At 44.4% G+C, this 16,374-nt stretch carries 14 protein-coding genes; 4 read left to right on the forward strand and 10 right to left on the reverse strand.

Features of this window, described 5'->3' with window-relative positions; all coding sequences use genetic code 11:
• Positions 1–44: 44 nt before the first annotated feature.
• From BLT07_RS03535 to miaB, 10 genes are all read right to left on the reverse strand, one after another.
• Positions 45–449, reverse strand: a complete 405-nt coding sequence (locus tag BLT07_RS03535) for a response regulator (RefSeq protein ID WP_091865872.1) — start codon at positions 447–449, stop codon at positions 45–47.
• A gap of 39 nt (positions 450–488) precedes the next feature.
• The gene (locus BLT07_RS03540; RefSeq protein WP_091865874.1) at positions 489–902 is read right to left on the reverse strand and encodes a response regulator; all 414 of its coding nucleotides are present in this window, start codon (positions 900–902) and stop codon (positions 489–491) included.
• Positions 903–1,506: 604 nt separating this feature from the next.
• Positions 1,507–3,141, reverse strand: coding sequence for a chaperonin GroEL (groL, locus tag BLT07_RS03545; RefSeq protein ID WP_091865876.1), 1,635 nt, complete (start codon positions 3,139–3,141; stop codon positions 1,507–1,509).
• 211 nt (positions 3,142–3,352) lie between these two features.
• Positions 3,353–3,631 (reverse strand): co-chaperone GroES, encoded by a 279-nt coding sequence (locus BLT07_RS03550; RefSeq protein WP_091865878.1) that lies wholly within the window; start codon positions 3,629–3,631, stop codon positions 3,353–3,355.
• A 311-nt stretch (positions 3,632–3,942) separates the two neighbouring features.
• The gene (secG, locus tag BLT07_RS03555; protein ID WP_091865880.1) at positions 3,943–4,314 is read right to left on the reverse strand and encodes a preprotein translocase subunit SecG; all 372 of its coding nucleotides are present in this window, start codon (positions 4,312–4,314) and stop codon (positions 3,943–3,945) included.
• A gap of 145 nt (positions 4,315–4,459) precedes the next feature.
• Positions 4,460–5,380, reverse strand: coding sequence for a hypothetical protein (locus tag BLT07_RS03560; RefSeq protein WP_091866465.1), 921 nt, complete (start codon positions 5,378–5,380; stop codon positions 4,460–4,462).
• Between the two features lie 10 nt (positions 5,381–5,390).
• A complete protein-coding gene (locus BLT07_RS03565; protein ID WP_091865882.1) occupies positions 5,391–5,909 on the reverse strand; it encodes an LptE family protein in 519 nt (172 codons plus the stop codon).
• 39 nt (positions 5,910–5,948) lie between these two features.
• Positions 5,949–6,188, reverse strand: coding sequence for a hypothetical protein (locus BLT07_RS03570; RefSeq protein WP_139205096.1), 240 nt, complete (start codon positions 6,186–6,188; stop codon positions 5,949–5,951).
• A 57-nt stretch (positions 6,189–6,245) separates the two neighbouring features.
• Complete coding sequence (locus BLT07_RS03575) at positions 6,246–7,517, reverse strand: sigma-54 interaction domain-containing protein (RefSeq protein WP_091865886.1); 1,272 nt, start codon at positions 7,515–7,517, stop codon at positions 6,246–6,248.
• Positions 7,518–7,666: 149 nt separating this feature from the next.
• The gene (gene miaB / locus BLT07_RS03580) at positions 7,667–9,106 is read right to left on the reverse strand and encodes a tRNA (N6-isopentenyl adenosine(37)-C2)-methylthiotransferase MiaB (protein ID WP_091865888.1); all 1,440 of its coding nucleotides are present in this window, start codon (positions 9,104–9,106) and stop codon (positions 7,667–7,669) included.
• A 202-nt stretch (positions 9,107–9,308) separates the two neighbouring features.
• Between miaB and BLT07_RS03585 the strand changes: the two genes are divergently transcribed.
• From BLT07_RS03585 to porK, 4 genes are all read left to right on the forward strand, one after another.
• Entirely contained in the window at positions 9,309–10,637 is a 1,329-nt protein-coding gene (locus BLT07_RS03585) for an LVIVD repeat-containing protein (RefSeq protein ID WP_091865890.1), read from the forward strand.
• Positions 10,638–10,755: 118 nt separating this feature from the next.
• Complete coding sequence (gene topA / locus BLT07_RS03590) at positions 10,756–13,263, forward strand: type I DNA topoisomerase (RefSeq protein ID WP_091865892.1); 2,508 nt, start codon at positions 10,756–10,758, stop codon at positions 13,261–13,263.
• 322 nt (positions 13,264–13,585) lie between these two features.
• Entirely contained in the window at positions 13,586–14,743 is a 1,158-nt protein-coding gene (locus tag BLT07_RS03595; RefSeq protein ID WP_091865894.1) for a formimidoylglutamase, read from the forward strand.
• Between the two features lie 123 nt (positions 14,744–14,866).
• Positions 14,867–16,222, forward strand: coding sequence for a T9SS ring complex lipoprotein PorK/GldK (porK, locus tag BLT07_RS03600; protein ID WP_091865896.1), 1,356 nt, complete (start codon positions 14,867–14,869; stop codon positions 16,220–16,222).
• Positions 16,223–16,374 lie beyond the last annotated feature (152 nt).

Genomic DNA, 16,374 nt, shown 5'->3' on the forward strand with positions numbered 1-16,374 from the left:
AAAAGGCCCAGCTGGGGGCCTTGCTAAGCGTCACTCAATTAAGATTAGGGGTATGCAACGATTTTCTTAAGGTCTTCAGCCTTTAGGGGCTTGGTAACGAAATCCCTTAAGAACCGGGGATGCAGTTCCGCCAAAAGCCTGTCATTTTCGCAAATGGATGAAGTCACCACGATGACATCGACGTTCAAACTAAAATCTTCGAGCTCCATGAATTCCAAAAATTCGAAGCCGCTCATCTTAGGCATATTGAGATCCAAGAACACCAATATGCTCTTCCCTGCGTGGCAAAGCTCGGAACGCAGTTCCGCCAAGGCCTTCCTAGGGTCGATAAAGGACCGTATCTCGTTGACTATGCCAATATTTCCTATGATCTTTTGGTGTACGAAGTTGACGATAGGATCATCGTCTACCATAAATACAGTATCGTAAATCGGGACTTTATCATCCATTTGTGTCACTTTTACGTAGGTTAACAACGCGCGCCTTCTCTACGGCAGATTTGATTTTTCGATTCCATCGACCGATTTAGTGATGTCCCTTAGTCTGTTAATCTGCAAGGGCTTGGTCACAAAATCCCTTACGAAACGGGGATATTCTTTCGCTAAACCCATATCGGATTCCGAAACGGAGGAGGTCACGATGATTACATCGATATTCTGGGAAAATGTACCTACCATCATGTGTTCTAAAAACTCGAAGCCGCTCATCTCTGGCATGTTGATATCCAGCAGAATTAATATTCGTAAATCTTCTCCGCCATGCGCTTGAATGTCTTCCAAGGCCTTTTCGGGGTTTGTGAATACCTTTGCCCGCTCTTCCAGGCCCAATTTCCTGAGTAGTATACGATGCAGGAAATTTACCACATCGAAATCGTCTACCAAATAAATCAAGTCGTACTTCATAAATCAATTTCATTAAATACCGTTTCACTTATAATTTAGTTATTTTTCAACTGAAGGATCCCAAAACCCATAAGGGCGGTTGGGAACTTTCTTGATGATTAACGTGAAAGCAGGTTGAAAAGTATAGTTTATGCGATTAGGGGTACTATTTGACATGTTAAAGCGATGTTATTAGGAACTCATTATCGCACCAGGGTGTTCGCTGAGAGGACTTTCTTTAATATGCCAAAAATCATTTTTCATTTGGCAAAGGTACTACTAAGAGTTTGCCGACACAATCGCACTGTCGATTTCGTTATCAAATATAGAATCGGATTTTGCTACTCGCCAACCGGATTTAAAAAGTAATTTTAACAACGTCCAGTGGTTTGTTCATGGGCTTGGAGTCCAAGGATGATTGTTGAAAATCTTTTAAATGGAGATGCCACAAAATCATTGAGTACGGCCAAAGGTGGGCCTAATTCCGAGAATCGGGAAATTTTTTTCCAAGCTCAAATAAAAGATAGTATTTTACAATCGCTTTAGCTAAGCAAAAAAAACCGCCCCGATACAAATATCGGGACGGTTTTTTAACAATTTATAATTTGCATGTAGAGGCTAATGACTACATCATTCCAGGCATTCCGCCGCCATGGGGCATTCCGCCGCCGCCGGCAGCTTCTTCCTTAATCTCGGTCAAGGCACATGCTGTGGTCAATATCATTCCGGCGACCGAAGCGGCATTTTCCAATGCGATACGGGTCACTTTGGTCGGGTCGATGATACCTGCTTTAAACATTTCGACGTATTTTTCAGATTTCGCATCGTATCCAAAATCATTTTTACCATCCAATACTTTTGCAGCAACTACAGAACCTTCACCACCTGCATTTTCTACGATAATACGCAACGGTGATTCGATGGCCCTCGCTACAATTTGTAGTCCGGTGGCTTCATCGGCGTTCTCGGTCTGAACTTTGGCAAGTACAGATTTGGCACGGATCAGGGCAACACCACCACCGGCAACAATGCCTTCTTCGACAGCTGCCCGAGTAGAATGCAATGCATCATCTACACGGTCTTTTTTCTCCTTCATTTCTACTTCGGATGCGGCACCAACATATAGTACGGCGACACCGCCAGCCAATTTGGCCAGACGCTCCTGAAGTTTCTCCTTATCATAATCGGAAGTAGTGGTTTCGATTTGTGATTTAATCTGGTTGACACGCGTCTTGATATCCTTCTGGACACCACCACCGTTTACCAGGGTAGTGTTGTCTTTATCGATAGATACCTTTTCACAGGTACCCAACATCTCCAAGGTGGTATTCTCTAAAGAGAAACCTCTCTCTTCGGAAATTACGGTGCCCCCAGTTAGGATGGCAAGATCCTCTAACATTGCTTTTCTTCGGTCACCGAAACCTGGAGCCTTAACGGCTGCGATTTTCAACGAACCCCTCAATTTATTCACGACTAAGGTAGCCAAGGCTTCCCCGTCTACATCTTCGGCAATGATTAACAAAGGCTTTCCAGATTGTGCCACGGGCTCCAATACGGGAAGCAAGTCTTTCATGGAAGAAATTTTCTTGTCGAATAGAAGGATATAAGGATTTTCCAACTCGGACACCATTTTTTCGGAATTGGTAACGAAGTACGGAGAAAGATACCCCCTGTCGAACTGCATACCCTCTACGATATCTACATAAGTATCCGTTCCTTTGGATTCCTCTACGGTGATAACACCTTCTTTACCTACTTTCCCAAATGCCTCGGCAATAAGTTCGCCGATAGTATCGTCATTGTTGGCCGAAATGGAAGCAACTTGTTTTATCTTATCGGAAGAATCGCCTACTTTTTTAGACTGTTTCCTCAAATTGGCAACGATGGCCTCGACCGCTTTGTCGATACCTCTTTTGAGGTCCATCGGGTTTGCACCCGCTGCAACGTTCTTCAAGCCTTCCTTAACAATGGATTGCGCAAGAACGGTAGCAGTAGTAGTACCGTCACCGGCAAGGTCGTTGGTTTTTGAGGCCACTTCCTTTACCATCTGCGCGCCCATGTTTTCCAATGGATCCGCCAATTCTATTTCTTTCGCTACCGTAACACCATCTTTGGTCACCTGTGGCGCACCAAAAGATTTGCTGATAATAACGTTTCTACCCTTGGGTCCAAGAGTCACTTTCACTGCATTTGCCAAAGCATCGACACCTCGTTTGAGGCCATCGCGCGCATCCAAATCAAATTTTATATCTTTTGCCATAATAAACTTCGTATTTATTTGTCTTCCCCAGACATCTTATGCGCTCAGCATAAGCCTCCTCGGGAAGCTGTTTAATTTTTCTTTAAGCGTTCTTTAAAAGGTTCTTGCCTTTCCGTATTGATATAGCGTATTAGTATATCTTGAAAACCCGTAAATTTTTTGAAGTGTGATTCACGGGATTCCCGCCTGAGCGGGAATGGCAAAAGAAGTACTAGATAATCGCCAAAACGTCACTTTCGCGCATCATGAGATAATCATTTCCTTCAAGCTTGAGTTCAGTACCTGCATATTTGCCGTAAAGCACTTTATCGCCAACTTTGACGGTAACCTTATCGTCTTTGGTGCCGGGGCCTACCGCCACGACTTTGCCTTGTTGAGGTTTTTCTTTTGCCGTATCGGGAATGTAGATTCCGGACGCTGTTTTGGTCTCGGCGGCCATTGGTTCGATAAGTACTCGGTCTGCCAATGGTTTGATGTTGACTTTTGCCATATTTCTAGTTTTAGTTTTAAAAAATGAAATTCTCCTTCTTACAAGTCAGAAATTATGCCATTACCTCAAACCTGACACTTTGTTAAAGCAAAAATGCCAGCTTGTCACTTTAGAGGCGGTTCGGAAATTTATCCACTGTTTTTTCAAGTCCCTTTTGCAGATTTCGTCGTTAAAATTTTGAACCATAGCTGTGCTGTCGTTAAAAATTTTTCAGAGAACGGTATCAAAAATGAACCATAAAAATGCCAATGATCATAATTCAGATCTTCTCTGAACTGTCATTTCCGTCAGTTATTTTTGATTTTTAAGCTTTAAAGACTATCCGTTGGATTGGATTCGTCCGTTGCAGGGGCCGAAGGTGTTGTGGGAAGAGATTCGGGCACTTCTTCAGGCAGGGTCGTTTCAATGTCGTCTCCATTAAGCAATTTGGATTCGCCTTCACCGAAGCTACCTTTTAAAGACACATTGGATGCCAAAATCAGGACCACCAGAAATGTGGCCAAAATCCATGTGCTCTTGTCCAGAAAGTCACCGGTCTTTTTGACTCCGCCTACGATTTGGCTACCACCGCCGCCAAAAGAAGACGACAACCCGCCACCTTTAGGATTTTGTACCATTATGACCAATATTAGTAGAAAGCAGACTAATAGGATAAGAATTAAAAATATGGTAAACGTACTCATGGGAAAAAGTTAAAGGTTGAAGGTCAAAGGTAAAGGCTTGGTCGCGGAATAGGGTAAAATGTACGACTATTGGCCTTCTACAGTAACCTAAAATTGTATCGATGAAACCGGCGAAGCTACACTTAAAGTATAAAACAATTACTGACTATTGTGAATTATCCTCTTTAAGTCGCTCGACCGCTTTAATTCGGTCTGCAAAGAAACCACTTTTTTCCGGATATTTCAAACTTAAAATTTTGAAGGCCTGAATCGCTTTTTTATATTTTTTTTGCTCTAGATACACCTTGGCCAATGTCTCTGTCATCAGCTCTTTGGTATCGAAATTAACGGAATCTCGGATGGCCGCTTTCGGCACGTCTTTTTGGGGTTTGATCTTTGGATTATCGGCAATGAATTTGTCGATAAGCTCGAATCTTTTTGATTTTATGGGGTTTTCCTCCATTGGAAAATGGATGTTCTCCATTTCTTTCTCATCTTCACTTCTTCCGTCTCTTTTGACCGTTTTGAAGGAGCTTAGCTGAAGCCATTCGCTGAAAGAATACTTTTCCTTTTTGGTAAAGGGCAGTGGTTCACCGAGTTCCAGGTCTCGGGAGGTATTATTTTCGGCTTCTTTAAGTGCTTTGTCTATTTTGGGGTCTTTGGATGTGAAAAGTCCCGGATCAAACAGGGCGTCCGCTTCGGCTTGGGTCAAGGGTAACGCAGTATCTTCCTCTGCTTCGGAATTATTGGCCACCGATTTTTGAGGAATTACGGCGTCAGATTGGATTTCGGTATCGACCAAGCTCGTAGTTTTTCCCGATAGGGTATCGGAAATACTATTCTGTAGGAAGTTTTTGGACGTAATAAAATCAAAAAGCACCTCGCGGTCGGCCGTGTAAGCGGCGGTAACCTTCAGGGCATTGTTGTATTTGAAACTGTTCAGGCTTTTCAGTCCCTTTAAATGAAGCGAACGTGCCGCTTGAAAATAGGGAAATTCTTCCAATACCTCTTCCAACTGGTTGGTCCGTAAAGGGGAGACCACCTTGTCAGGATGCTGTAAGAGATATGTGAAGTCTTTTACGTTCATTTCTTTTCGATTACCAATCTGCCAATGATTCATTGAAAATATCTTGGGTAATCCGCTCAAAAATAATTTCGAGGGCTTCGCTTTTTATGGCGGAAGGTTGGGTCGCTGCGGGGAAATCATAAAAGAACGAAAAACGCTGTTCAAAATCCGCATCCTCTTTTGTCTTGTTGTAAAAACGGACGTTCACCGCCATTGATAACCGGTTTTGGGCGGCCGTTTGTTGGGCGGTGGCGCTCATGGGTGAGATACGGTACTCCACAATCTCACCTTCATATAGTAAGTCTCCGTTTGAGGAAGTCAGGTCCAAGCTGGTCTGGTTCAATATCCTATCCTGTAAAGCTTGGGTAAAATCCCGTTCCAATCCCGGTTCAAAAACGGAACCCGGATTTTGGGTAGCGTAATTCTGGAACCTAGGCACAGCAAATGTCTTGGCCGTACCCACATCACCACCGGTAAAGTTGTAAACGCCGCAGCTGTTCTGGAACAGGGCCAATACGAATGAAAATAGAATTACTTTATACTTTTTCAATTTTTTAAGCTATTGTTTTTAAAATTCCAAATTCCAAAATTAACTGTATTTAATTTTATTAACGACCGCAGTTTCAATTGCCATTATGGATAGAAATCGATTCTTGATCGAACTTTCTAGTTTTCCGATGACACGGAAACCAAGTTTGGAGTAAAAATTCTCTGCATCCTCTTTCCAACCTTCGATTTGTTCTTTTTCGTAATTCCAGCACCATTTCGACCGAATTGATAATTCTGTCAAACTCTTAGCATCAGTTTCTATGGCTTTGGTAATTTTCAACGTCATTTATTGGAAACACTATACTATATAAGTCTGCCCATCGCAAACCACAAACCATCAAAGATCATATTGCTTAATTTTCCGATACAGCGTCCGCTCCGAAATGCCGAGTTCCCCGGCGGCGGCCTTTCGTTTGCCCCGGTTGCGCTCCAGCGATTTTTTGATGAGCTCTACTTCCTTTTCCTGTAAAGATAGGGTTTCTTCTTCCTGGATTTCTTCGGCGAAATGGTACTTATCTTCTTGAGGCGATTTTTGTGGCGGTCTATAGGAATCGTGCTCGGGCAACTGCAGAACTTCAAGCGGATCGCGGTCGTCGTCTTCCATAACATCTTCTCCGTTATCGCCGTAGATTTTTTGTATAAGGCCCTCATTCTCTTCCTGAACCTTGTCGCCGTCATTGTTCCTCATCAAGGCCAAGGTCAGTTTCTTCAGGTCGTTGAGGTCGCCTTTCATATCGAAAAGTACCTTGTAGAGTATCTCCCTTTCGTTGCTAAAATCGCCTTCCGATTTTTTTTGTCCGATCACTGCGGGCAGGTTCGAACCGCTAGAATCGGGCAAATATCCTTTCAAGGTATCCCAAGATACGATGCGGCTCTGTTCGAGTACCGATATCTGTTCGGCAATATTTCGAAGTTGGCGGATATTTCCCGGCCAACGGTATTTCAATAAGAGATGCACCGCATTATCCTCCAAGCGAATGGTGGGCATCTTGTATTTGGTGCCAAAATCGGAAGCGAATTTGCGAAAGAGCAAATGAATATCTTCCTGTCTATCCCGTAAGGGCGGAATATGAATTTCGACCGTACTCAATCGATAGTACAGATCTTCTCGGAACTTTTCTTTTTTAATGGCCTCGAACATATTGATATTGGTGGCCGCAACGATACGCACATCGGTCTTTTGCACTTGAGAGGATCCTACTTTCAGGAATTCTCCATTTTCCAAAACCCGCAAAAGGCGCACTTGGGTGGTCAAGGGCAGCTCGCCGACCTCGTCCAGAAAAATGGTACCGCCATCGGCCACTTCGAAATAGCCGTTACGGGTCTGGGTAGCCCCTGTAAAAGCCCCTTTTTCGTGACCGAAAAGCTCACTGTCGATGGTGCCTTCGGGAATCGCCCCGCAATTCACCGCGATGTACTTGGCATGCTTGCGGTGCGAAAGTGAATGTATAATTTTGGGAATAGCTTCCTTACCGACCCCGCTTTCCCCGGTCACCAATACAGAAATATCGGTAGGTGCCACCTGCGTTGCCTTTTCTATGGCACGGTTTAGCTTTGGATCGTTACCGATGATTTCAAAGCGCTGTTTTATGGATTGAACGTTTTCCATTTTGTGTCTTTCCCGCCCTTCGGCTGTGCTCAGCACAAGCCTTGTCGGGAATCTTCTTATTTATGTTGTACATCCCCGAAAAACGGGGAAGTATTGATTATTATTCGCTATTCGCTATTCGCTATTCGCTATTCGCTATTCGCTGCTCCCTACTGAACCCTCCCAACAGCCTCGCCTAATAAGGTGGCCGAAGTACAACTATCCATCCGTACCATTACGAAATCCCCTACCTTATAATCCTCTTTCGGAAACACGGCCACGGTATTCTGCGAATTGCGCCCCATCCAATGTTTATCCGATTTTTTTGACGGACCTTCGATCAGAACTTCCTGAGTTTTGCCTAAGTGCTGCGCTGTGCGTTCTTGGCAATGGTTGCGTTGTAGGGCTATGATTTCGGCCAATCGCCGTTTCTTGGTCTCCAAAGGTACGTCGTCTTCCAAATTACGCGCCGCCATGGTACCTGGGCGTTCGGAATAGGCGTACATAAATCCGTAATCGTACTTGACGTATTCCAATAAGGATAAGGTATCTTGATGGTCGGCCTCCGTTTCCGTTGGAAATCCGGAAATCATATCCTGTGAAATACCTACATCGGGAATAATCTTTCGGATGTTGTCGATCAGTTCAAAATATTCTTCGCGGGTATGCAGGCGGTTCATCGCTTTCAAGATACGGTTGCTACCGCTTTGCACGGGCAGATGCACGTAATTGCAGATGTTATCATATTTTGCCATGATGCGGATGACATCCAAGGTCATATCCTGTGGATTCGAGGTCGAAAACCGGATGCGCATTTTAGGCTGTGCCAAAGCAACATTCTCCAAAAGCTGCGCGAAATCGACGGCCATCGCTTTTTCCATATCCGAAGCTTTGCTATAATCTTTTTTCAATCCCCCGCCATACCAGAGATAACTGTCGACGTTTTGGCCAAGCAGGGTAATTTCCTTAAAGCCCTTATCCCAAAGATCGTTGACCTCTTCAACTATGGATTGTGGGTCACGGCTACGTTCTCGCCCCCGAGTAAAGGGAACTACGCAAAATGTACACATATTGTCGCAGCCGCGGGTGATGGAAACGAGAGCGGTTATTCCGTTTGAATTCAGGCGAACGGGCGCCACGTCGCCATAGGTTTCCTCTTTTGAAAGAATGACATTTACTGCATTTCGGCCTTCGTCAATTTCCTGGACGAGGTTGGGCAGGTCTTTGTAGGCATCGGGGCCAACCACCATATCCACAATTTTTTCTTCCTCTAAGAATTGATGTTTTAGGCGTTCGGCCATACAACCGAGAACGCCGACTTTCATCTGCGGGCGATATTTTTTGACAGCGTTGAATTTCTCGAGCCGTTTGCGAACGGTGAGTTCCGCCTTTTCGCGAATGGAGCAGGTGTTGATCAAAACCAGATCGGCCTCGTTGAGTTCTTGGGTGGTATCGAAACCTTCATTGGCCAAGATCGAAGCTACGATTTCACTGTCGGAAAAGTTCATCTGGCAGCCATAGCTTTCGATATAAAGCTTCCGGCCGTTTGATTTTAGCTTTTTCGGTGATAGGGTAGTGCCCTGAACCGATTCGTCAATAATTTTTTGCATATCCTTTTACCTACTCTAAATCCTATTAAAATTAAGGAAAGGGCAAATATACCACTAATTCCATTTTAGTGACAAAATGACAGTTATAAAATTAGTTTAAAATCTGACGCAACGTTTTAGTGTCCTGAGTATCTTATCCATAGAACTCCTAAGGAGTTTTACAGATAGATTTGATAAATTAACCACTTTAAATTCCAAAAAAATGAAAAAGACCCTTGTATTCGTGTTGTTTGTTGCCGCATTGGGCTTTATTTCCTGCGAAGAGGATAAGGACGATATTTTACCGGACTCTCGAGATTATTTGATAGCTACCCCCTTGACCACTGCATTGACAGCCTTTAAGGAAGAGGCCGTTTCCGTGACCGAGCCCGTAGCTATGCAGGAATCGGGAAAAATCTATGCCTATAAGAATTATGTGTTTGTCAATGACGTGAACAGGGGCTTTCATATTTTGGAAAATAGCGACCCGAGCGCCCCAAAAAATATCGGATTTATTAAGTTGGAAGGCAATTACGATATCTCCATCAAGGATGACCGGCTGTATGCCGATAGCTATGGGGATTTGGTCGTGCTGGATATTTCCGATATAGAAAACATTCCGCCTGCAAAAAGGATTAAAAATGCCATTTATCAGCCATATACCTGTACAGTGGGTTTCGATGTCGCATGGCCCCATGCCGATTTTTATGACTATGGCGATATGGATTTCACCAAGGAGGCCGTTATCGGATGGGAGGTAAAAACCGAACATTTGTCGAATTCCGAATTCGAAGACAGGTTCGGTTATAATCCGAATGCTGTTTATTACGAAGATAGCGCGGCGTTTAATAATTTAAGTAGTAGTGACGCCGCCGCACCGAGCGCTCCAGAAACGTCTACGACCGGTCAGGGCGGTTCATTGGCCCGATTTAGGATCGTGGGCGATTACCTGTACGCGGTGGAGTGGTCGAGTATCAATATTTTTGATATTTCGAATCTTGACAGTCCGAAAACCCTTCAAGAGGTCTATACTAACGGAGCGATCGAAACGATTTATAACCAAGGCGACATCCTTTTTCTCGGGGGTCAACAAGGTATGTATATCTATGATATTTCATCGCCGGAAACACCGATCTATATTTCAGAATTTATTCACGGCACCGCCTGTGATCCTGTAGTTGTCGATGGCGATTATGCCTACGTTACCCTAAAGGGCGATACTTGGTGCGGAAATACCGAAAGCGGATTGTATATCGTTAACCTAAAGGATTTGAAAAATCCCGTGCTACAGAAATTTTATCCGTTAAATGGTCCGAACGGATTGGGTTTCAAGGACGATAAATTGTTCATCTGCGACGGTTCGGACGGACTCAAGGTTTACGATAAAAGCAATGTAGACGATTTAAAACTCCTAAACCATTTCAAGGATATTGTTACCTACGATGTCATCCCTTTACAGAACTCGCTGCTTATGATCGGCGATAAGGTGCTGTATCAATACAAGTATTTCGATGACAATATCCGGTTGCTGAGTACTTTTGATCTCAAATAGAACCATTGAAACCTTGGTGAAAACGCCCTTTGATTCAGGGCGTTTTTTTATGCATATATATAAGGTATGACCCTAAATTAAAAAATTCATTTACTTTTGTGGCTCGAAAAAACCATATATGGCCAAGAATTTAGTGATAGTTGAGTCGCCCGCAAAGGCAAAGACGATAGAAAAGTTTTTAGGAAAGGATTTTAAGGTGGAGTCCAGTTTCGGGCACATCGCTGATCTACCCTCCAAGGAATTGGGGGTAGATGTGGAGAAAAATTTTGAGCCCAAGTACATCGTCGACAAAGATAAACAGGCACTCGTAAAAAAATTGAAGACCCTTGCCGATAAAGCGGATATTATCTGGTTGGCGAGTGATGAAGACCGGGAAGGGGAAGCCATTTCGTGGCATTTGGCCGAGGAATTGAAGCTGGATAAGAAAAAGACCCGGCGTATCGTTTTCAACTCGATTACGAAATCGGCCATTCAAAAAGCGATTGAAAATCCTAGGGAAATTAATTATAATTTGGTAAATGCCCAACAGGCACGCCGAGTTTTGGACCGTTTGGTGGGATACGAACTATCTCCGGTACTTTGGAAAAAGATTAAACCGGGCCTTTCCGCAGGTCGGGTGCAGTCCGTTGCCGTGCGCTTGATTGTTGAGCGCGAAAGGGATATTGAAGGCTTTGCGCCCGAAGCATCGTTTAAAATATCTGCAGAATTCAAAACTGAGGAAGGTAGTATTTTTACCGCTAAACTATATAAAACCTTTGCGACCCAATCAGCAGCTGAGAAGTTTCTAACCCAAAATATCGGCGCCGATTTTTCGGTTGGGAATTTGGATAAGAAACCTGCTAAGAAATCGCCTTCCGCACCGTTTACGACATCCACATTACAACAGGAAGCCTCAAGAAAACTTTATTTTTCGGTAGGGAGAACCATGCAGGTCGCCCAACGCCTCTACGAAGCGGGCTTGATCACGTACATGAGAACCGATAGCGTCAACCTTTCAGGCGAGGCCATTTCTGCCGCAAAAGACGCCATTATTGACAATTATGGTGAAAAATACAGTACGGTCCGAAATTTTAAGGGAAAATCAAAGGGTGCCCAAGAAGCCCACGAGGCCATTCGTCCCACGGAGATGACCAATTCATCGCCTTCTTTGGAGCGCGACCAATCAAAACTTTATGATCTGATATGGAAACGTACCATCGCCTCACAAATGAGCGATGCCCAATTGGAACGCACCAATGTAAAGATCAAGGCCAGTACCCATTCCGAGGAATTTACGGCCAATGGCGAGGTTATTAAATTCGACGGATTTCTCAAGGTATACCTTGAAAGTTCCGATGAAGAAGACACTCCTGAAGAACAAGACGGAATGCTGCCCGCCATGAAAGTCGGTGAAACCTTGCTGAACAATTATATTTCGGCGACCGAACGTTTTACAAGGCCACCCTACCGTTTTACGGAAGCATCCCTTGTAAAAAAATTGGAAGAGCTAGGTATCGGGCGACCTTCAACCTACGCACCGACCATATCGACCATTCAAAATAGGGGATATGTGGAGAAAGGTACGATCGAAGGTATCGAAAGAAAATACGTACAGTTATTATTGGAATCCGGATCTGTCAAAGCAAGGAAGCTGACCGAGACCGTGGGATCGGATAAGGGCAAAATGGTACCTACCGACATTGGTATGATCGTCACCGATTTTTTGGTGAGCCATTTCGGGAACATTTTGGATTACAATTTTACCGCTAGGGTAGAGGAAGAATTTGACGAAATTGCGGAGGGCGATGAAGATTGGCAAAAGGTGATGAAAAACTTTTATAAAGATTTTCATCCCACCGTGCTCGATGTAGAGGAAAACGCCGACCGCGCCAGCGGGGAGCGGGTCTTGGGCGAAGATCCCAAGTCGGGCAGGCAGGTCTCCGTTCGTTTGGGCCGGTTCGGGCCGATGGTACAGATGGGCACGGTCGACGATGAGGAAAAACCCAAGTTCGCAAGCCTGTTGCCAGACCAGTCCCTTGCTACAATAACCTACGATGAGGCTATGGAACTGTTCAAGCTTCCAAGAAAACTGGGGGTTTTTGAAGGCGAGGAGGTAGAGGCCAATGTGGGCCGATATGGCCCATATGTACGTTTCGGTAAAAAGTTCGTATCCCTTGGAAAAGATGAAAGTGCTTTCGAGGTCGATTTTGAAAGGGCTGTGGAGCTTATTAAGGAAAAGCAAAAGGCCGATGCCCCTATTTTTAGCTATGAGGATAAGGATGTAACGAAGGGAACGGGCCGTTTCGGGCCGTTTATCAAATGGGACGGCATGTTCATCAATGTCAACAAAAAGTATGATTTCGATAACCTATCGGAGGCCGACGTGATCGAACTGATCGAGGCCAAAAAACAAAAGGAAATCGATAAGGTCGTTCAAAATTGGGAAGAAGAAGGCATCCGCATCGAAAAAGCCCGATGGGGCCGACATAATATTATAAAAGGAAAGACCAAAGTAGAGCTTGCCAAATCGGTGGATGCGGCGGCCATGTCTTTGAAAGAGGCACAGGCCTTAATCGAGAAGAAGGCCCCGAAGAAAAAATCGGCAAAGAAAGCACCAAAGAAAAAGAAGACGGCGAAGAAGAAATAGGCGATTGCAATCACTGTAGCCCTTTCAAAAACATTCGCCTTTGCGAGGAGCGACTTCGAAGTTCGATTTAAGAGATGATTTCCCGCGACGCGGCAAACTGGTTAACCCACATGGGGTTAAAGACTTTTCGATGGCTGCAACAGATTGCCGCGTCGCCTTTGACATTGGAATATATTTAAAATTAGCAGTTGGCTCCTTCCAATGACGAGCAAAACCAGCATCTTGCACCGAATTCCTAGCACCTTGCCCCTAACTCTTTTCCTTTTTACCTCTTCCAACCCCAAACTATAAACTCCATAAAACAAACCCATAAACAACAACAATGGCATTTGATTTTCTTACTCCCGTCGAAGACAAAGTCCTCGCACACTGTGAACTGCTTCCGGCACAGGCCTTAGGCAAATACCTGAAAATTCATACAAAACGCGACGGACTCCCCAACCTTGAATCCATATCCATCGCCATCCTCGGCGTACGTGAATCCCGCAACGCCTTTGAGAAGAAACCTGAAAAACTGAATATTTCTGCCATCCGTATTCAACTTTACAAGTTATTTCGCGGCAACTGGAATTCCAACCTCGCCGATATGGGCAATATCGAAGAAGGCGAAACGGTGGAAGATACCTATTTTGTGGTCCGGAACGCGCTGGCCGAACTAGTGCGGAAAAATATCGTCCCCGTTATTATAGGTGCGACCCAAGATATTACCTACCCTGCCTATCGGGCGTTCGACGGTATCAAAGACCTGGTCAATCTGGTGGCCGTAGACAGTCGCTTCGATTTCGGGATGGACGATGAACTTATCTCCTCACATTCCTATATGAGCAAAATCATTACCGAAAAACCCAATAATCTTTTCAATTTTTCGAACATCGGCTACCAGAGCTATTTTAATGCCCAGGAAGAAATCGATTTAATGGAACGGCTATTTTTCGATGCCTATCGCCTAGGCGAGTTGGGTGCCGATATTTCATTGGCCGAACCGGTCTTGCGCAACGCCCACATGATCAGTATGGACGCCCGTGCCGTACGTGCCAGCGAAATCGGTCTATCCGACAGTTTCTCTCCAAATGGTTTTACCGGCCGCGAAATATGTGCGATTGCACGATATGCCGGTATCAGCGATAACGTAAGCATTTTTGGTATCTATGAGATGGAGAATACCGTTCAATCCGCCCAGTTGATGGCACAGATTATTTGGTATTTTGTCGAGGGTTTTAATTTTCGCATCACCGAATCACCCTACAACAGGGCCGATGACTTCACTAAATATAACGTTCCGACCGATATTGAGCAGTTGGTGTTCTACAAAAGCCATCTTACGGATCGGTGGTGGGTAGAGGTACCCTCCATCTTGGCGCCGCATACTAAAACAAATTCACCGGCGTTATTACCTTGCACCGAGAAAGACTATCTGGAGGCCTGCGACCAGAACATTCCCGAAAGGTGGTACAAAGCCTACAAGAAAGGCTTTAATTAAGGCGAAAAAAAATAAAGTATAATTGCCGCTGATACAATAATTTGACCAAATCGCAGTTTTAGAGTGTAGAATAAAAGTAATTTTTTTGCAGTCAATAATCAGAATCGAAATTTAACCTAAAGTATGAAAAAGCTATTGTTATCATCTATAGCGTTTGTTTTTTTACTCAGCAGTTGCGGGTCAAAGACAAAAGGAGAGCTAGTAGGGGCCGAAGGTAGAAAATGGTATCCCGAAAAGCCCTACGGTATGGAACTCATTCCTAGGGGGGCGTTTATCATGGGTAAATCCGAAGAGGATCAGGCTAAGCTCTTGAACGCACCTACTAAGACCGTTACGGTACGATCGTTCTATATGGATGATACCGAAATTACGAACAGTGAATACCGCCAGTTTGTAGAGTGGGTAAAGGATTCCATCACGAGAACAAAATTGGCTGTTTTAGCTGACGAATTACAAATAGGCCCGGAAGAAGGTGGAATCGGTGACTACGCATTTAAGGATGCCGATACCACTAAATTATCCGCCTATGATAAATATATGCTGGATAATTACGCCGGTATGAGTGATAATTTCTATGAAGGAAGGGCTTTGAATAAGGATCAAGACCTCATTTGGGACATCTCCGAATATCCAGATGAGTACTACACCGAGATTATGGACTCTATGTATATTTCCGAGGATGAATCCTACAACGGCCAACGTTCGATCGACGTCACCAAATTGAAGTACAAATACAGTTGGATGGATATCGATGCTGCCGCACGGGCCAAAACGGGAAGCAGAAAAGATTTTATCCGCCAGGAAGAATTGAATATCTATCCCGATACGACGGTTTGGATCCGCGACTTCGAATATTCGTACAACGAGCCGATGCACAACGATTACTTTTGGCACGATGCTTACAGTGAATATCCTGTTGTTGGTGTTTCTTGGGCACAGGCCAGGGCTTTCTGCAACTGGAGGACCAAGTTCAAGAACGATGATCAGAAAAGCCGTGGCAAGCAGTTTGTCAACCAGTTCAGGTTGCCTACCGAAGCGGAATGGGAATATGCGGCCAGAGGCGGTATCGAAAGCGGTACCTATCCATGGGGAGGTCCTTACGTGATAAGCGATACGGGATGTTTTATGGCCAACTTCAAACCACAGCGTGGTGATTATGCGGCCGATTCAGCGCTTTATACCGTAGAGGCGAAGTCTTACGAACCGAACGATTTCAACCTGTACAACATGGCCGGTAACGTTTCGGAGTGGACGAACTCCAGCTACGATCCTGCATCCTACGATTTCGTGTCTACCATGAACCCGAATGGCGGCGATGGCTCGAACGAACGAAAGGTAATCCGTGGCGGGTCTTGGAAAGATGTTGCCTACTTCTTGCAAGTTAGTACCCGTGATTACGAGTATGCGGATTCCGCACGTAGTTATATCGGTTTCCGTACCGTACAGGATTACATGGGGGAGGAAGATTCAACACAATAAAAAGCGCGTCCGTTAAAAAAAAGGATACACTACTATTTTTTAGTTATTACCTACAATACCTGAAAACCAGTAGCTGAAAATATTTTTAACGGTATTTTCAAAATAGATCGAGAATATTATTTTAGAAGAAGATTTTTAAAAGTTCAAATACA

Origin of the sequence: Pricia antarctica, assembly GCF_900101815.1 — a bacterium.
Taxonomy (GTDB): domain Bacteria; phylum Bacteroidota; class Bacteroidia; order Flavobacteriales; family Flavobacteriaceae; genus Pricia; species Pricia antarctica.